This window comes from Afipia dichlorophenoxyacetatis (genome assembly GCF_055386385.1).
This window is the reverse complement of record NZ_AP029250.1, coordinates 4,071,059-4,088,551: the sequence shown is the minus strand read 5'-3', so window position 1 is coordinate 4,088,551 and position 17,493 is coordinate 4,071,059. Positions and strand designations below refer to the sequence as shown.

Genomic DNA, 17,493 nt, shown 5'->3' with positions numbered 1-17,493 from the left:
TCTTTCTAGAATCTGGAGTCCGATGATGACAAAGACTGCCGCGCTTCCCGATGTGCTTGCGCGCATCGATGCTGATTTCGACAAGAGCCTTGAACGTTTGTTCGCGCTGTTGCGGATTAAGTCGATTTCAGCCGACCCTGCCTTCGCCGAGGACTGCCGCAAGGCGGCGGATCATCTTGCGGCTGATATTGCCAGCATCGGTTTTTCGACCGAGGTTCGCCCAACCGCAGGTCATCCGGCGATCGTGGGGACAAGCAACGGCGCAGGTGGTGCTCACGTGCTATTCTATGGACATTACGATGTGCAGCCGGTCGATCCGCTGGATCTCTGGCATCGTCCGCCGTTTGAGCCGGTGGTGACCAATCATAAGGATGGCCGCAAGATCATCGTGGCGCGCGGTGCTGAGGATGACAAAGGTCAGCTCATGACATTTGTCGAAGCTTGCCGCGCCTGGAAGAATGTCACTGGGTCTTTGCCGCTGGACGTGACGATCCTGATTGAAGGCGAGGAAGAAATTGGATCGAAGAACTTCGGGCCGTTTCTCGACAAGCACAAGAAAGACTTTGCCGCTGACTTCGTGCTGGTGTGCGACACCGGCATGTGGGATCCCAACACGCCGGCGATCACCACGTCGCTGCGTGGCCTCGTGTACGACGAGGTCAAGATCAAGGCGGCAAACCGCGATCTTCATTCCGGCATTTTCGGTGGCGGAGCGCAGAATCCGATCCGCGTGCTGACGCGGATACTCGGTGGCCTGTTCGACGAGAATGGACGCATCACCATTCCCGGCTTCTATGATGGCGTAAAGGATTTGCCGCCGGACATTTTGGCGCAGTGGAAGGCATTGAATCTCACGTCCGAATCCTTCCTCAAGCCCATCGGTCTTTCCGTCCCAGCCGGTGAGAAGGATCGTCTGCTGATCGAACAGATATCGTCCCGGCCAACATGTGACATCAACGGGATCGTGGGTGGCTACACAGGTGAGGGGTCGAAGACCGTTATTCCGGCGGAAGCTTCAGCCAAGGTGTCATTCCGCCTCGTGGAGGGACAGGACCCCGAGAAGATCCGCAAGGCCTTCCGCGATTTTGTCACGGCTCGATTGCCTGGGGATTGCTCTGCTGAATTTATCGATCATGCGGGCGCGCCGGCCATCGCTCTCGATTGGGGGATGAAGCCGCTCGCGGCGGCGAAGCGCGCTCTGACTGATGAATGGGGTAAGGAGGCGCTGCTGATTGGCTCCGGCGCATCCATTCCAATCGTCGCTGACTTCAAGCGTACGCTTGGCCTCGACACCGTACTGATCGGGTTCGGGCTTGAGGATGACAACATCCACTCGCCGAACGAGAAGTACGACCTCCAGAGCTTCCACAAGGGCATCCGTTCGTGGGCGCGCATTCTGGCTGCCTTCGCAGACGCCCGTAGCTGACCTTTGACTTGCAAAAGTAAAAACGCCGCCCGGAATTGGGCGGCGTTCGCAGTCCGGTCAGTGTAGAGGCTGACGAATTAATTCTTGTAGCTGGGATCGATCCTGTCAAGCTTGCGCAGCAGCGGGGGCCAGACAAGCTTCGTTGAACGCAGGTCGGAACGATCTGGATCGCTCACCAGCGCCTCATTCTTTTCGATCACCAATTTGTCGACCGGATAGGCCGTTGGTCCCAGCATGCGGGTGCGAACCTGCATCGTGCATGCGCGTTCCAGGTGATACATGCGTTCGAATGCCGATGCGACCGAGCGGCCGACGGTCAGCGTGCCGTGATTGCGCAGCAACAGGATGTTCTTTTCGCCGAGGTCTTTCTGAATGCGTGGGCGCTCGTCGTGATCGAGCGCGATGCCTTCATAGTCATGGTAGGCGAGGTCGCCGGTGACGAGCTGAGCGGTCTGGTTGAGCGGCAACAGGCCTTCCATGCAGCTTGCAACAGCAGTGCCGTCCGGGGTGTGCAGATGCATCACGCAGCCCGCGTCTTCACGAACTTCATGGATCGCGGAATGAATTGTAAAGCCTGCAGGATTGATCTTGTACTCGCTCGGCGTCAGCTGGTTGCCGTCGAGGTCAACCTTCACGAGGCTTGATGCGGTGATCTCATCAAACATCAGGCCGTATGGGTTGATCAGGAAATGATGCTCGGGGCCCGGGACTCGCGCCGAGATATGAGTGTCGACCAGATCGTCCCATCCATACAGCGCAACCAACCGATAGGCGGCAGCCAAGTTGACGCGCTGGGACCACTCGGCCTCAGACATCGTGGATTGGACTTCTTTCAGGCGAGCGGCTTCGGCTGGCGACATGGAACGTTTCTCCCGCAGTTTGATTGAGCCCAGATTGTCATGAGCTTTGATGCAGGCTAGCGCCGGGAGGTCGTCCCAGCAACACGCGCTCGTTGCACGGCGGCTATGCCGAGACTGATCGCGACTAAGGTGCGGGAATAGCCAGCAAGCTTGCGATGCTCTTGCCGCGGATATCGTAGACGCGGGCGAAAACTACGTCGTCGCGCTTAATCTCGACGACCACGGGAGCATTCAATCCCTTGCAGTAGAACTCCCCGAGCGTCATGGCGAAATCGGCCGCATGGCTATCCCACCCGATGGTGAAGTCGGGGCCGAGTGCCACCTGCGCAGGGCGCTGAGGTCCACAGACCGCGACCCGCCATTTGCGATTGCGCGGCGGAACTTCCTGCCGGTCGATGATCTCCTGTCGCAGGCCTTCCGATGCTTGCTTGAGCGCAAGTCCCCAGTAGTCGAGCATATAACGGCTGTCTGCTTCGCGAACCGTTCCAGCGATCTGGTTGAAGTGTGTGTATTGATAGGGGTGCAGGCGGATCATCTCATTGAACGGCAGCCCCAAGCCGAAAATAAAAACCGCGATAAAAGCAGCCTGAACTTTCCAGCCTCGCTCTCGCAGCCAGTCGAAAACGGTGGCGAACGCCACGCCCCCCAAAACCGCCATTGGCGGAATAACGAAGATGAAGTGGCGAATGCCGTTGTAAAGGGCGGGGCGCTTCACCATCGCGATAAGCAGAGGAAGCATCGCGGCGAGCGTCAGCATCGAAAGAATGGCTTTGCGCTTGGCATCGACATTGCCGCGCGTGAGCGACACAAGCGTACCGACCACTCCGGCCCCGAGCAGGGCGAGCATGACCTCAGGGAGCTGCAGCGCGAATAGCGTCGGCAGATACGACCACGGCATGTCCGGCACAGAAACAATCGCGCCGTCGAACAATTCCTTCCATGGCTTCTCAAAGAAGTGAGAGAAATAGGTCAACGCGCGAAACGGATTGGCCGGCTCGATAATTGACCATGGCCAGATGAGCCCCATGATCAGATAGCCAAGCAAGACAGCCGGCAGCAGCACGTACAGAACATGTCCAAGCCTGTGTGCCGCTTCACGCACGCCCTGTTCGCGGATATCGGAAATCCAGATCGGCAGGAATCCTGCCACGGCGTAAACCAGAGCCAGGCCGCCCAAAATACGCGAGCCGATAGAGAGACCGGCGCCCAGTCCGATGATCAGGACCGTATGCGGCGATGGTGCTGGATATTCCTGTGCCAGCCTGACAAGACCGAGCATCAGGATCACCATCGCGACAGCGAACGGCGCATCCTTCGGGTTCATGAACATGTGCCCGTAAAAGATTGGGCAAAGCGCGAGCAGCACCAATGCCGCGAGACCAGCGATCGGTCCGCTGATCCGCCGCGCCAATCGCCATGTGACGCCAAGGCCAATGACGCCTACGATTGCACCGAGCAGTCGCCGGGTTTCGAAGAGTTCGAGCGGAATGACCTTGTGAAGCAAGGCCGCGACCATGTCGAAGCCGCCGCCATACATGTACAGGTTGGCGAACGACAGCGCGCTGGTGTCCGTGAAACCGCTGCTGAACATTTTCAGCAGCAGATCGGCGTACTCTGCGTGAGTATAATCGTCCCAGCCGAGGCCGTAGTCACGGAACGTCAGGCCTGCAACAATGCTAACCACGGCCAGAACGGCAATGGCGAGATCGTCACATACCTGTTCGATCGAGCGCCGCGCAGGCGTATCGAACGCTGATGTCGTGATGGATGACATGATCAGTTAGTAAACCCGGTGTCCCGTGCCTTGTTGACCAAAGGCCATTCCCCGGGAACAATGTATCTCAGATAGATGTTGAAGTAATTGCCAATTGTGGCGCATTTTTTCCTGATGCGATGCAGCATTTACGGCAAGGTAAAATCTTTTCCATGACCTGTAGATCGTACCGTTGAACCAGACGGTTGCCGGGCTTTTTTTGACACATCTGAGCGCCGCGAGGAATTATCCGCGGAGGGGCATAAAGTTACCAATTGGTAATCGGAATAATATGAAAGTATTATAATGCACTGCGGCGCGAGTTCCCGCAGCTTTGGGAGTTTGTAATGATTGCGCTGTTGATCGGCGGAACGGTCGTTCTATGTATTGGCCTTCTGACGATCCTCTTCGGAGTTCCGATCAAAGAATTCAGCTTCGGCAACACCATGATCGTTGCCGGAACGGTTACGTCTTGCACAGGTCTGCTGTTGATCGGGCTCTATTTCGTGGGCCGGGAGCTGAAAGCACTCACCCGGCGGCTCGAGAGTGGCATTCCGGCTGCTTCGCCCTTGGCGGGAAGCCGTGAGGCCACAGACCTGGTGGATGTCATCCGGTCTGGGAGAAATACTCCGGAGGCAGTGCCGCCTGTGCCGACTGGACGCGCAAACCGGGACGATATGCTGTTTTCTCGGGATCGGTCTCGAAATGCCCCAGACTTCGCAGATCGTTTGTCTCAGGAGCCGTTGCAGGCGTCACGCTCGGCGGAATCCGAGCCCGCGGGCGATACCGCAGCACCGTGGCAGGACGATCAGAATCGCTCACGCAGTTCAGCCGCTGCGGCGGAAACATCCGAAGCTGGTTCATCTTCCGCACAACGACAGCGCCGCAACCTGTTGTTTTCGTCCAAACGACGGGAGCAGACCCCGCGCGAAGTGGAGGTCCGAGAGGAATCGTTTGCCGAAGAGGCCTCCACCCATCAGGAATCAGCCGAGGACTCGTCAGGGCAAGAAGCTGGTTCGCAACACACCAATCCTGAGCCAGGAAACCTGTTTGAGACCGCCTGGCCACAGCGCGAGCGGCCGCGGCGCGATCCAACCTCGTTGCGAACGAGCCGTCTCTCGCGAACATCCGCATCTGAGAACAACGAACCGCAAGCGCCCCGCGAGCGGTATCAGCTTCCGAAGCGTGCTGAGACGGAGTCGGTCACCGTCGTGAAATCCGGTGTCGTCGATTCGATGGCCTATTCGCTGTATTCCGATGGCTCGATCGAGGCGCAGATGCCCGAAGGCATGGTTCGTTTCGCATCCATTGAGGAGCTGCGAGCCCACCTGGACCAGCGCGGTTAAAAACCCGCTCTGCTGAAAAATAAACATCGATGTAACGGTGTTTTACTTGTCTGATCTGCAATATTCCCCATAATCGCAAAGTATAATCGGTAACAAATCGTCGATCGGCGGGAGTTGTTCGGCCCGTCGGATTTGAACGCCCGAAAGAAATAAGATGAGCGAGACGTCTGTAAAGAGTTTTGTCGACCTGACCGCGTCAATCGTGTCGGCCTATGTCAGCAACAACACGACGACCGCTGCCGAGATCCCGGCGCTGATCAGCCAAATTCACGCAGCGTTGTTACGGGTCTCTACCGGTGGCACTGAAGCCGCACTTGAGCCGGTTAAGCCGGCCATCTCGGTCAAGAAATCGATGACGCCGGACTATCTGGTTTGTCTCGAGGACGGCAAGCGCTTTAAGTCGCTGAAGCGGCATTTGCGGACGCAGTACAATATGACGCCAGAGCAGTACCGGGAAAAATGGGGCCTGCCGGCAGATTATCCGATGGTCGCCCCCAATTACGCCGTTGCCCGGTCAAATCTCGCCAAGAAGATGGGGCTCGGACAACAGCGCCGCCGCCGCGGCCGGTAAGGGGCTGAATGGGAATGTTTCCCTATTCGTCGTCGCCTGCTGGTGCCGGTTGTGATTCGGATTGCGGCTCTGAGCCTGGGATCAGGACGTTTCCGCCAGTGTCGCGCGTGCATCGTTCTTGATGCGCTCGACCATTGCCCGCAGACCATTGGATCGCTGCGGTGTCAGATGTTCGCGGAAACCCAGTTCGTCGAAGACGGCGATAGGGTCGGCGCTGAGAATTGCGCGCGCGGTCTTTCCGGACTGAAGTGCCAGCAGGATTGCGATCAGCCCACGGACGATATGCGCGTCGCTGTCGCCCTTGAAATTCAGCACGGGTTCGCCGTTCTGGCGATCGATGTCACGAGACAACCAGACCTGGCTGGCGCAGCCCTGGACCTTGTTGGCAGCGGAGTGTTCTTCTTCGGTCATCGGATCAAGAGTCCGGCCGAGCTCGATCACATAGCGATAGCGATCGTCCCACTCTTCCAGCAGCGCAAAATTGTCCCTGATTTCATCAATGGTCATGATAGTTCCGATCTCATGGGCAGAACCCTTATATGAGATCGAAGGCCTTCGATAGCCATATCGGGGACGGCGTTTTTACGGAGCCGGAACAGGCTCCGCAGCGGGAGGCTGCCATTCCATCTGCAGGTCTTCCTGCGTGAGCGTCTGATGCGTGATGCCACTGGTGTCAGCATCGTCATCCAGCGAGGCGATGGAGCCGGTGTGATCGGGAGATTTCTTCTCCGGCTTCTCGGGACCGATCAGAGTCTTGTTCTCGGTCTTGTCCGTGATGAAGTGATAAACCTTTTTGGCGCCGTTCTGAGCACGCGCGCCAATAACCGTCGCCGCCTGACCACCTACAGCGCAAGCCGCCGGCTGACGTGTGCAGAACTGGCTCATGTCGGAGACCGCAGCGGTGGCAGCGGAAATGGCATCCGACGTCGCCACTTCAGGAGCCTTATCCGCGTCCGGCGTCTTGTCTGTTGGCAGCAGCACAAGCACAAGCCCGAGCCAGAATGCCATGCGAAGCAGAAAGAACATCTCAAACCCCGTCGATCTCGTACCCGATGAAGCGCTTCATTCCCCTTGAAGCACTCATGTTGCTACTGGTTATTTTCAAACTCGCCTGTTCTTTAGCAGGGCCGGTTAAATCCCCGGTGTTTTGACCAACTTCAATTTGTCTAAAATTCGAATCGTTTCATTTGGCGTAAATTTTCAATTGACCAGTGCGAGGATCGTTAAGTGTGTATGAAGCGTCGGGATGATCATTGCCAAAGCATTGTCCACCATTTCGAAACCATACCGGCGTCCCGATGGAAACTTCGCGTTCACCATTCCCGTCAAATGCAACGCGGATTGTGCGCAAAACCGGGTGTTCAGCGGCCGCAAGCCGCGATTGCCAGTGTCCCTTAGTGTTCGCTTAAGTTCGCTCTGACAGCATCCGGCAACGAATAAAGGGGGCGTTCCGGCATGCGTCGCTGACGTGAGAGCCGAACGTGAGTATTAAAGCGTGACAGTGTTTGCGATCATACGGGACCACCTGGACACCCTGCTGCATCCGTCAGCACGGCGAGATGCGATGACGAGCGCGCGACATCGCGCCTTTATCGCTCCTCGCTTGTTGGGAAGTCTCGTGGCGCTCGCGTCGCTCCCACTTTATCTTGCAGTTCGTGGCGCGCCGACCGTCATCGAGGTGATGGCTTTCGCATGGCTGATCGTGCCGATTCTGATCTCGTACTATCTGTCGCGAACCGGCCACTACGAAAGCGCCCATATTCTCTCGTCAACGTCGCTTGCCGCGGTCGTTTTGATTCTTTGCATCCATACGGGTGGCATTTCATCGTTTGCCGCCGTTTGGCTCATTGCTGTTCCGCTTGAAGCGGCGCTATCGGCGTCGCGCCGTATCGTGGCTACCGCCGTGGTGCTCGCGCTCGGTTGCGCGTTGGCTCTGGTCGCCATGGAGTCGCTCGGAGTGCTGCCTGCGTCGAAAGTTCCGCAGCACTTCAATTCATTCTTCGCCACGATCGGCATTGCAACCGCAACGATGTATGCTGCGGCTCTTGCGTTCAGCGCAGAGACTCTGGCCCGCACGAGCAAGAAGTTGCTGAGCGAAGAAGAAGAGCGCTATCGTCTTCTAGCCCGCAACATCAGCGACGTCATTTCCCGACACAGCCGCAACGGTGCGATCCAGTTCATTTCTCCGGCAGCAGAGGCGTTGCTGGGTGCGCCGGCTGCACGTTTGCTGCAGCATGGATTATTCGACCGGGTTCACGTTGCAGATCGCCCTTCATACCTTACGGCGCTATCGGAAGCGGCGCGTAGCGGAAGCGAGCGCAGCGTTGAATTCCGCGTCAAACGCGATGCATTGTCGCGTACCTCGGTAGCTGAATTCATCTGGATCGAGATGCGCTGCCGGCCGATCGACTTTATCTCGGGGCCGCATGCGGAGCCCGGTGTCGAAGTTGTTGCAGTGATGCGCGATGTGACCGAGCGAAAGATTCAGGAGCAGGCACTCGAGGCGGCTCGAAACGAAGCCGAGCGGGCAGGGGAAACGAAGTCGCGGTTCCTCGCCACAATGAGCCATGAACTGCGCACGCCGTTGAACGCCATTATCGGCTTCTCCGAGATGATCGTCCATGAAGACGAGATGATGATCGATGCTGCGCGGCGTAAGGAGTATGCCAAGCTCATCAACGAGTCCGGATTACATCTGCTTTCTGTCGTCAATGGCATTCTCGATATGTCGAAGATGGAGAGCGGAAATTTTGAAATTGTGCCGGAGCTGTTCTCTCCGAGAGAATCGCTCGTCAGTTGCTGCAATCTGATGGTGCTCAAGGCGCGCGAAGGTGGCATCGACCTTGTCACCCGTGCGCCGATGGATTTGCCGCAGATCAATGGTGATCCGCGTGCATTCAAGCAAATCCTCCTCAATTTGCTGTCCAACGCGATCAAGTTCTCTGAGCGCGGCGGTACGGTGACGGTCACTGCGTTGGTCGAAGGGCCGCGCCTCATGGTGCGTGTCATGGATACCGGCGTTGGTATCGAAGCAGAAGATCTCAAGCGGCTTGGCGATCCGTTCTTCCAGGCGGGGAAGACCTATCAGCGCCGCCACGAAGGAACGGGGCTTGGTTTGTCCATCGTCAAAAGCCTGGTGGGGCTGCACGGCGGGGACATGACCGTCGAGAGCAAAATCGATGAGGGCACCACGGTTACCGTCGCATTGCCGCTCGCTTATACACCGCCCGTGCTCAGCAACGCGAGCAATGTGGCAACTCTCGCGCCGACCCAGCGCGTCCAGAAACAAGACTATCAGGTGAAGAAAAGTGCCTAAGCGTATTTCAGCAGATGAAGAAAAGCCGCGCCGTCGCCGGGCTGCAGCAGCCGTCGCAATCGAGCCCGAGCGTGAGCGTGGGCTGATCATGCGCGTGCTGCTGCATAGTCCGAAGGACACGATCGCGGCTGCTGCCGCCCTAGCTGCTGTTGTCGCCATCATGACCAATGCGCTGTTCCTTCAGGCTGGTCGGCATCCGTCGCCCATGTTCGGCGCGGCGTTTATATCTCCAGCCCCAATCTCGGCTCCGCTTCCGCGGGTTCGCCCCGCCGAGGCCGACCTTCGGCCATCCGACGTCTCGCCGGTTGAGCCGCCAGCGCCAGCGCCAACTCTGGCACCGGCGAAGGTTGCAACTCCGCCTTCGAGTGCGTCACGCGCCCCCGCGGCCGCAACAGCGCATCGGGCGGATCCGGTTGGCGATCTGATCAACTCCACACGCCGGATTGCGGCGGTCCAGCGAGCGCTGACTGACTACGGCTATGGGCAGTTCAAGGTGACAGGGGTGTTTGGACCCGAAACGCAAGCGGCAATCCAGAAGTTTGAAAAAGATCGCAAGCTGCCGATCACGGGTCAGATTTCGGATCGTTTGATCAAGGATCTCGTCGTATTGACCGGCAAACCGATCGAATAAGCGGCGGCACTGGTTCTATCCTTTGACCATCAAGCATCTCCAATAGCGGGCCATTGAAACGGCTTGCGGATTGCGCCCCTGCTGCGTGCTCAGGGGCAGGCGGTGCCGGTCGAGATTTGAAAACTGGAAAAAAGCTGCCAACGCCATGACATCCGCTGATATGTTCGGCATGTCACAGCTTCACGTCGTCAACTGGCTCATTAAATGTCGCGTCTAAAATCATCTATCTGGGTCGCTGGATATCTGCGGCGATGTCAGAGTGAAGGAGTGTTCGGCGCAGTGCGCAGGCGTGGCGCCGAGGAGGCTGGCGCTGTTTTCGTCAAGCTCGCTCTTCTGGATGGGACTGCGTGGCTGTACGTACCGGCACCACAAACAGCCTATGACGAGAGCCGGCCGGTTGAACGCGTCTTCACGCCGTCGCCCCCTCAGCCCGTTGAAGAACAGGTGATAGAAGCTCGTTTGGCGAAGGAAATTAGCTTTGATCCCGACGTCTGGATCGTCGAGATCGAGGACAAGGCGGGAAGACACTTCCTCGATTTGGCGAAAAGCTAACTAGCGTTTTGTTGGACCGACAGTGGCGTTGCGGACCACTGTGGCGGACGGCTGTGGTGTCGAGCGGGTCTCCAACGTGGTCGATCGGGCACGCTGCCGTTCGTCGTCGTAAAGGGTGGGGCGGTATTTGGCGCGGGTCGCTGCAACGGTCGCGCCACGCCACGCTGTTAGCATGATCAGGGCGGCTCGCTCGCTGATTGTGTCGTACAGGCGAGCAAGCCGGTACACGTCGGTCACCGATGTTCCGAGCCTCGGATTGAGGAACAGCAGGACGCGCTGAAAGACGTCGGACGGCATGCCGAGCGCCTTGGCGGCGCAGGCGAGCGGTTCACCTTCCGCGTCGTCAACGATCTGCGAAGCGACGCGGGCCGTCAGAATCAACGAGTCGGCAAGCTCTGCAGTGAACGTCAGTGTATCCGCGGCCATTGCAGCCTGTTCAAGCACAGCAATTGCACGCCTTGCACGCCGCGGATCGATCCGTGGGGATGGCTTGAGCGGCGCATCCGTCAGGCCGTACAGCATTCGCGTACGTTCGCTCCGCCCCGCGGCAAGAAACACATCGACCAATTTCGAAGCGTCTTCCGGCTGCATCGACAGCGTCGGCGCGATCCGGACTTCCGGCTCGGACACGATTTCAAGGTCCTCCAGGTCAGGCTCGACATCGATTTCGAAGATCTCGTCCTGCTGCTGGTTTGCAGCGTAACCCTGCGTCTGGCTGAACTGATTCGTGTGCGGCTCGGCAGGGGGCCTCAGCCTCAATTTCCAAATCAGCGCTGTCGGGGTCTGCGGATAGATCGACAGGCGAGCCCGAATGGCCGCGCGTGTCGCGTCGTCAACCTCGTCGATCAACCTTGACGCGAGTTCAACATATTGCCGCTCCTCGTCGCGGGTGTGATCGCGGGTCTGAACATAGAGATCGGTCAGCACACGCAGGAGCGTCGGGCGGATGTCGACTCCCTCCCGCTGAGACAAATTCAAAAGGCCGTCGAGGCCACTAGGGATTGCAGGTGCCGTCATGCCAGTGCTGCGCAGCCGGAGTTAAATCTTAACCCGACGTTATCGCGCGCTCATTAATGAGCCGTTAACCACGTTTGTCCTTAATGACCGTGCGCCGCAGGGCCTTGCGAGGTTTAGGGGGCGGCCAGCAGAGAGTGGTTGAGATGGGCACTGTCGTTGAATTCCCAGTGGGCGCCGCAGCGCGACGCCAGGGAGAAAGCGCGTATCAGGTACCGCGTGAGGGAAGTGCAACAGTTGTGATCCTTCCTGTTGTGAGAATCGAACGTTACGAAGAAACGCGCGGCGACAGCGGCCCGAAGGAAGGGACGACGGGACGCCGACGCAAGCGCAGGGCTCGTTCCTAGTGTTTCGATTCCGAAGTTCGCATCCTTGCGCGGCACCATCATTTGCGAGTTCGGAATCGAAGGACACTAGCAAGTTATAGATCTAGTGTGGCTTTGGTTCAGAAGTCCGCCTTCCGGACTCGCCGCACAAATGATGCGGACTTCTGAACCGCCACATTGAGAGCAATCAGACCGGTTCGGCGGTGACGCCGGATCTTCAACACCGAGCGCCGGGCTACAATGTGCAATCCGCTTTATCTTCTGCCGTTCGTTGCGAGCCTGGCCTGTCCGGGTGACGATTTCGGTCGTACGCAGGGGTCCTTTTATCACGAGGACATGCACAGCTGGGTCGGCATCGAGGCGACCACCAGCCTCGGCGGGCGACCGTCACAATTTCAGTTGACCGACTACGAGCGGACGCTGCGCGATTACGCATACTATTTTATCGAGCCGCCACACACGCGCCCGGCATGGAAAGCTGTGTTTGGCGACTACAAGCCGATCCCGGCGCCGTGGCGCCAGAAGGTCTTTTTCGACCGCACGCTTTACGGCCGCCGCATGATCGATGAGCCTCATCGCTCGCAAGCTTCTGCTTACGCCGGCCTGATGGAGGATGTTCGCAACGACGGCTACATGCTGGATCAATTGCTTCCGGTTGCCGAACGCGTCAACGATCTCGACATCAAGCGCAACAAGGCTCTGAGCTACATCACCGAGCTGTCTCCACGTGAGCGTGATGATGCGCAGGCGCGCATGCGGGAAAATGTCCTGGTGGTGCAGTGGGCGCAACAGTGTTTGCAGCAGCGCGTTGCATCCTATCGCTGGGCGCTCGAGCGTCTCGTGATTCAGGCGCCCGACGCTATGGCGGCAGATGCAGATCGTCTCATCGCGCAATTGTCGGATCGCGCATCGGCGGCATGGACAACAGCGCCTGCCGTTGTTGGCCGTGCGCTTCGGGTGGGCGGTTAATCAACGCAGCAACACGTTACCGCGAAATGTGCGGCTGAAAGTCGCGTTGTTTCAACGTGTAATCGGATGTTCTCTCTATACTGAGGTCATGAAATTTTGAGAGACGCGCAGTGATGCGCGTCAATGTAAGCGATGTGAATTGCTCGAAGAGGCATGAAGTGAGTGGTTCCATCAAGCATCGGATAAATTGGATTCTGCATCCGAGCGAGTCATCTGGGCTGCTGGCACTATTAAGTGTCGCGCTCGCGGTTCCCGCTGCGTTGATCGTGTATTCGCTAGAGATGGAACTCATTCTGCCGGCGTTTAGCGTTCTTTTGTTTTCGGGCGCGGCAGTGGCAGTGGTACTGGCTTGCTCAGTGAGGACTGAGAGCGATCCGGAGAAGCTGACATTGTGGGATGTTGCTGGTGGGCTCGTCCTGACCGGCTGTGCAGCATCCGTACTCGGCGAACCCGATCAAGTTACACAATTATTCGAGCATCTGTTCGAACGTCGAACCAACACGCAGTAGCAGGAGATACTAAACACCTACCAGGCCGGGCCCCTCTGGCAGCCAGCAGGCTGCGATGTCGGACTGGAATTCAGTTGGAGTGGCCCCTTTCTGATATGCGACATTAGCGTGTTGCACGTGAAGCGTTGTTCGGCTGACCGCCGGCATCGAGAACGTCGTTGTGATGTCGCATATACAAGCCTGCGATAGGAGGCCGCTCTTCCTTAAACAAGGGAAGCCCGGCTCATGTTTGATTTTCTTACCGCTGACGTCCTGACGGCACTTTTTCAGGTCATTATCATCGATCTCGTTCTTGCGGGTGACAACGCCATTGTCATCGGTCTTGCCGCTGCAGGCCTGCCACATGGGCAGCGCACCAAGGCGATTCTGATTGGCATCGGTGCGGCGACAGTGCTGCGAATTGTGTTCGCGGGCTTGACGACGCAGCTGCTGCAAATTGTCGGCCTGCTTCTCGCAGGCGGCATTTTGCTGTTGTGGGTCTGCTGGAAGATGTGGCGGGAGCTACGGGCATCAGCTGCACATGCTGAGATGGCAGTTGCCGAAGGCATTTCGATTGGCTCCGAAACCGGTGACGTGCCTCGCAAGACGCTCGCTCAGGCGACGTGGCAGATCATCGTGGCTGACGTGTCGATGTCACTCGACAACGTGCTGGCTGTCGCAGGCGCCGCGCGTGAACATCCGTGGGTGTTGGTTTTCGGTCTGGCGCTTTCCATTGCAATGATGGGTATTGCGGCTTCGTTCATCGCGCGGCTGCTGCAGAACCATCGCTGGATTGCCTATGTCGGCCTTGCGGTCATTCTCTACGTCGCGGGTGACATGATCTATCGCGGAATGCTCGAAGTCTATCCGCGCGTCGCTTCATAAATTGCGTGAGGTGCGGGATGCTCCTGCTTGACAGCGAGCGTCCCGCGATACGCAAACAACAGCCCAAGCCACGAATGCAGCACGGCTACGCGGAAACGGTAATCGCCATTTGCATCCTCCGCGATGGCTCTGATTTTCGGCGCCGCCCAAGAGGGCAACGGAACGGTGAGGAACGACCAGCGGAGAAATTGCCAGCGGACACCGCGTTTGGTTCGAGCCAAATCGAAAGTGAATCTGAGTGGCCCGAACTGCTCTTCGAATGATCCAACGTTCGACGTGCTCCGCAGACGTGAACTGAATTGCGCTTGGCCGAACTGACGCATCCAGGTTTCTCCGGTTGCGTCCGGAGAGATCTGCACTGTGACGGGATAACGGCCGCTTCTCGGCAACCCTACGAGCCAACGCAGCAGACGAGCCGGCAATCCACGGCCGGATCGAGCAATGGCCGTGCCGGTGAAATTTGCCGCGTAGGCCTGATCGTGGACGAACTGAACCGATCGCGGAAGATCATCAGCGTGCCGTCCTAACAACCGGCGCAACAAGATGGGATGGCTCGACCATGCCTCATCTTCCCGCGTGGTTATGGGGAGATGTCGCAATTCGTAAAGGATGGCTCCCGGTTTAAACAGGCCAACGCAGGCCTGAGCGCCGGTTTGCATGATCCGATTTTCCAGCAGGCCGCGCACCACTGCTGCTGCGGTGGCTATGGGCACGTTCGGACCAGCGTTATCTTTTGCGAGCAGGGACCAGCACGCAACGATGTTTTGGCCATCGCGATCTGCACCAGATGCTTGCACCAGCATTCCGCCGCGGTCCGATCCGAATACCTCGAGGAGGCCGGCGACGAAGTGTAATGGCCGCGCCAATTGCTTCAATGAGGGGATGAGTCCCCATCGTACAGGCAAGCTCACCGCCGTGAGGCCAAGGTGCATAAAGCCAGGCTCGACACCCGCCAGAAACAATGCATTCCGCTGAATGGGGAAGCGAGCGGGCAATAGGTCAAGGTCGGGTGTTTCGCATAGCGACGCCCATCGCTGTCCGAGGCCAGGAATATCGAGGTGGCGAGCTCCCGACCATCCATACGAGTTTTCCCATTGTCCATTGCTGAAAGCGCGGACAGGCCGACCGGCGTAGGAGAGAATGGCCTGAACAACTGAAAGCCCACGTGGGGTTTTGGCGCCGGGACAAATCGCGACGATCACGTCGTCGATGCGACGCCAACCGAAGACCAGAGATGCCAACGCGGCATGCGAAAGGGCGGGTGTAGAACTTGCTCCGGTAACAGCGAGAATACCGGCCGTGCGTGCCTGTGCACCCAGAGCCTCTGCAAAATTTGCCACGAAAGCTCTCGCATCGGCGATGTCGATATAGTGCGCACCGCAACCGATGGCAGCTTGCGCCAGAACATAATCGCTCTCCTGAAAAGGACCGGCCGTGTCGATGACAAGCCATGGTGCTATTTTGGCAATGCCGTCCGGATGCGATCTATCGAATTGCTGAACGGAGATTTGGGCTGTAGGATTTTGGTCGATGAGACTGTTTCGTAATTTGGTGAGAGCAGCCAGGCCTCGCGCGCTCAATACAAGTTCGATGTTCGTAATTGTTGCCAGAAGAGCAGCCAGGCGGCTCCCAAATACTCCCGTCGCACCAATCAACAAAACGCGCCGCATCATCTAGCAAGCCGGTGATTCGGTGACAAAACGCTGGCGCACATGTGGCGACGGGATCATACACTCCCGCCGTTTGCCCAACAGATGATAACGGTTGCGGGCTGTCCAGCGATACATAGCGTTCCGGATGGGTCGCGGAATAACTATGAGTGCGCGCAACGCTCTCCAGGGTAGTGGCATCCGAGCGAGCATTGCAGCCATCCCGTCGGTGCCGCCGATGGGCTTGCCATGGTCGAAAAACAGAAAGGTCGATGGATCATCGGGATCGACGCCATGCTTTTTGCACAGCAGCCGTCCGTATTCGGACTGAATGGGCGTGAAGCGAATGATACCCTCGCGATCCATCATCAGCACCAGCCGGACGTATCCCGAGCAAAAGTTACAGACACCGTCAAACACCATAAGGCCATCGGGGTTTACGGGCGTGACTGATACCGAAGCTTCGGTAGCACCAGGTGAGGGAGCGATGCGGCTGTCCATTGCGGCAATCTATCACCGCAGCGTCGCCAAATCATTTCCCCCGATCGGGAAACTAATTATTTCGCTTCCGCGGCGTCGGTTTGTACGCGGCAGGTTGCTGCGGCAAGCGAAGCCTGCGCCTGCAGCATCAAGCCCGGCTCCGGCGCTAGGGCCTTCAGAATGATGATGCCCGTCGCGGTCGGTGAATCGATAATGAGCCTGTCGGCGGCGGTGACATCTTCATCTTCCGGCAGTTCAGCGTGCTGCGCTTCGGTCATGAGGTCGAGCTCAATCACGCGTCGCCCGGCCGAGCGGTCGTTGATGGCGTAGTAGGCGACATCGCTGCGGGTATAGAATGACACCGACGTATAAGCCTGACTGACGGGCACGGTCAGCTTGATCGGACCGTCCGAGAGGTCGTAGCGGCAGGCCGCCGTGGCGAAGGCGGGATCCATGAAGGGCATCGGCGCCCCGGTCGGTGCAGCAGCCGGAAGCGCCGTGACGGCGTTGAGTTTCGTGATTGGCTCAAGCCGGGAGTAGGCGTCCAACGTCGCGACGCGCGGCAGCACCAGCACGCTCACGAGGTGAACGACCCCGCCAAGCAGGATGCCGCCGATAATTGCGAACAGCCAGCGGATCATGAGCAACCCACCGTGGTGACCGATGGCATTGGTGCATCTTTCTGCGTTCGCGTGCCGACGCCCACTGGCGTGTCGTAAAGCCGCAGAACGAGGAAGTAGTGATCGACGCCAGCTGTTGGCAGCCAGTTTCCCGCGCGCGATCGTGACGATACTCGAATTTCGAATGAGCCGTCAGACTCGCGAACAATTTCCTGGCTGGTAAAGCCGTAGCGCTGGAGCACATTGGCTACGAGCTGCCCCTTCATATCGTACAAGGTCAGGGTCCAGAAGCGTGCCGGCGGAGTTACGCCTTTGACGAGCACGTCACATCGCCCGTCGAGCCGGCGCTGTGCGTCATCCTTGGTGGTGCTGAAGGTAATGCCATCGCCGGTGCCGACTGGCAGCTCACCACTTCTTGCGATTGATGCCCGTGAGTAGGGATCGATGTCGCTGGTGCCGGTTTTCGGCCGGGCCGTCCACGCGCCGATGTTGATCGTGCCGACATTGACACCGCGTGTTGACGTCACCCATGTCAAGCCAAGGCCGACAATGGTCGCGATCACCAGCGATAGAAGGGCGGTAAAAATCAGTCGCACGATCGAGGCGC

The 17,493-nt window shown here is 58.3% G+C and carries 19 protein-coding genes; 10 read left to right on the top strand and 9 right to left on the bottom strand.

The genetic code is table 11. The features are described 5' to 3' along the window. The first annotated feature begins 25 nt into the window (after nt 1-25). A complete protein-coding gene (locus tag ACZ5C3_RS19175) occupies nt 26-1,426 on the top strand; it encodes a M20/M25/M40 family metallo-hydrolase (protein ID WP_464032156.1) in 1,401 nt (466 codons plus the stop codon). Nucleotides 1,427-1,503: 77 nt separating this feature from the next. Here the strand turns inward: ACZ5C3_RS19175 and ACZ5C3_RS19170 are convergent, their stop codons facing one another. Continuing rightward, complete coding sequence (locus ACZ5C3_RS19170; protein ID WP_464032154.1) at nt 1,504-2,286, bottom strand: class II aldolase/adducin family protein; 783 nt, start codon at nt 2,284-2,286, stop codon at nt 1,504-1,506. 124 nt (nt 2,287-2,410) lie between these two features. Continuing rightward, nucleotides 2,411-4,060: a glycosyltransferase family 39 protein gene (locus tag ACZ5C3_RS19165; protein WP_464044218.1), complete on the bottom strand. Its 1,650-nt coding sequence runs from the start codon at nt 4,058-4,060 to the stop codon at nt 2,411-2,413. Between the two features lie 326 nt (nt 4,061-4,386). Here ACZ5C3_RS19165 and ACZ5C3_RS19160 point away from each other — a divergent pair, with 326 nt between their 5' ends. Both ACZ5C3_RS19160 and ACZ5C3_RS19155 read left to right on the top strand, forming a co-directional pair. Further along, nucleotides 4,387-5,385: a hypothetical protein gene (locus ACZ5C3_RS19160; RefSeq protein ID WP_464044217.1), complete on the top strand. Its 999-nt coding sequence runs from the start codon at nt 4,387-4,389 to the stop codon at nt 5,383-5,385. Nucleotides 5,386-5,539: 154 nt separating this feature from the next. Continuing rightward, a complete protein-coding gene (locus ACZ5C3_RS19155; RefSeq protein WP_464032152.1) occupies nt 5,540-5,956 on the top strand; it encodes a Ros/MucR family transcriptional regulator in 417 nt (138 codons plus the stop codon). Nucleotides 5,957-6,037: 81 nt separating this feature from the next. On the opposite strand, the gene ACZ5C3_RS19150 is transcribed toward ACZ5C3_RS19155, so the two are convergent. Both ACZ5C3_RS19150 and ACZ5C3_RS19145 read right to left on the bottom strand, forming a co-directional pair. Further along, nucleotides 6,038-6,463 (bottom strand): SufE family protein, encoded by a 426-nt coding sequence (locus ACZ5C3_RS19150; protein WP_464032150.1) that lies wholly within the window; start codon nt 6,461-6,463, stop codon nt 6,038-6,040. 75 nt (nt 6,464-6,538) lie between these two features. Continuing rightward, the gene (locus ACZ5C3_RS19145) at nt 6,539-6,982 is read right to left on the bottom strand and encodes a DUF5330 domain-containing protein (RefSeq protein WP_464032148.1); all 444 of its coding nucleotides are present in this window, start codon (nt 6,980-6,982) and stop codon (nt 6,539-6,541) included. Nucleotides 6,983-7,520: 538 nt separating this feature from the next. On the opposite strand from ACZ5C3_RS19145, the gene ACZ5C3_RS19140 reads away from it, so the two are divergent. From ACZ5C3_RS19140 to ACZ5C3_RS19130, 3 genes are all read left to right on the top strand, one after another. Continuing rightward, nucleotides 7,521-9,272: a PAS domain-containing sensor histidine kinase gene (locus tag ACZ5C3_RS19140; protein WP_464032147.1), complete on the top strand. Its 1,752-nt coding sequence runs from the start codon at nt 7,521-7,523 to the stop codon at nt 9,270-9,272. Continuing rightward, nucleotides 9,265-9,903, top strand: coding sequence for a peptidoglycan-binding domain-containing protein (locus ACZ5C3_RS19135; RefSeq protein WP_464032146.1), 639 nt, complete (start codon nt 9,265-9,267; stop codon nt 9,901-9,903). Before ACZ5C3_RS19140 ends, ACZ5C3_RS19135 begins: the two co-directional genes overlap by 8 nt. Before the next feature lie 204 nt (nt 9,904-10,107). Continuing rightward, nucleotides 10,108-10,455 carry a DUF1491 family protein gene (locus tag ACZ5C3_RS19130; RefSeq protein ID WP_464032144.1) on the top strand — a complete coding sequence of 116 codons (348 nt, stop codon included), beginning with the start codon at nt 10,108-10,110 and terminating at the stop codon, nt 10,453-10,455. Here ACZ5C3_RS19130 and ACZ5C3_RS19125 read toward each other — a convergent pair whose 3' ends face one another. Next, complete coding sequence (locus ACZ5C3_RS19125; RefSeq protein ID WP_464044216.1) at nt 10,456-11,472, bottom strand: DUF2336 domain-containing protein; 1,017 nt, start codon at nt 11,470-11,472, stop codon at nt 10,456-10,458. It abuts the gene before it with no gap. Between the two features lie 143 nt (nt 11,473-11,615). Here ACZ5C3_RS19125 and ACZ5C3_RS19120 point away from each other — a divergent pair, with 143 nt between their 5' ends. From ACZ5C3_RS19120 to ACZ5C3_RS19105, 4 genes are all read left to right on the top strand, one after another. Next, entirely contained in the window at nt 11,616-11,816 is a 201-nt protein-coding gene (locus ACZ5C3_RS19120) for a hypothetical protein (RefSeq protein ID WP_464032143.1), read from the top strand. Between the two features lie 219 nt (nt 11,817-12,035). After that, nucleotides 12,036-12,764 carry a hypothetical protein gene (locus ACZ5C3_RS19115; RefSeq protein WP_464032141.1) on the top strand — a complete coding sequence of 243 codons (729 nt, stop codon included), beginning with the start codon at nt 12,036-12,038 and terminating at the stop codon, nt 12,762-12,764. 158 nt (nt 12,765-12,922) lie between these two features. Continuing rightward, entirely contained in the window at nt 12,923-13,273 is a 351-nt protein-coding gene (locus ACZ5C3_RS19110) for a hypothetical protein (protein WP_464032139.1), read from the top strand. Between the two features lie 225 nt (nt 13,274-13,498). Further along, nucleotides 13,499-14,137: a TerC family protein gene (locus ACZ5C3_RS19105; protein ID WP_464032137.1), complete on the top strand. Its 639-nt coding sequence runs from the start codon at nt 13,499-13,501 to the stop codon at nt 14,135-14,137. On the opposite strand, the gene ACZ5C3_RS19100 is transcribed toward ACZ5C3_RS19105, so the two are convergent. The 4 genes from ACZ5C3_RS19100 to ACZ5C3_RS19085 are packed head-to-tail and all read right to left on the bottom strand — an operon-like array spanning nt 14,116 to nt 17,482. Beyond that, entirely contained in the window at nt 14,116-15,810 is a 1,695-nt protein-coding gene (locus tag ACZ5C3_RS19100; protein ID WP_464032136.1) for a DUF4166 domain-containing protein, read from the bottom strand. The two genes, ACZ5C3_RS19105 and ACZ5C3_RS19100, sit on opposite strands and share 22 nt — an antisense overlap. Next, complete coding sequence (locus tag ACZ5C3_RS19095) at nt 15,811-16,287, bottom strand: thiol-disulfide oxidoreductase DCC family protein (RefSeq protein ID WP_464032134.1); 477 nt, start codon at nt 16,285-16,287, stop codon at nt 15,811-15,813. Nucleotides 16,288-16,343: 56 nt separating this feature from the next. Beyond that, nucleotides 16,344-16,907: a DUF1254 domain-containing protein gene (locus tag ACZ5C3_RS19090; protein WP_464032132.1), complete on the bottom strand. Its 564-nt coding sequence runs from the start codon at nt 16,905-16,907 to the stop codon at nt 16,344-16,346. After that, nucleotides 16,904-17,482 carry a DUF1214 domain-containing protein gene (locus ACZ5C3_RS19085; RefSeq protein ID WP_464032131.1) on the bottom strand — a complete coding sequence of 193 codons (579 nt, stop codon included), beginning with the start codon at nt 17,480-17,482 and terminating at the stop codon, nt 16,904-16,906. The genes ACZ5C3_RS19090 and ACZ5C3_RS19085 overlap by 4 nt, the downstream gene beginning before the upstream one ends. Nucleotides 17,483-17,493 lie beyond the last annotated feature (11 nt).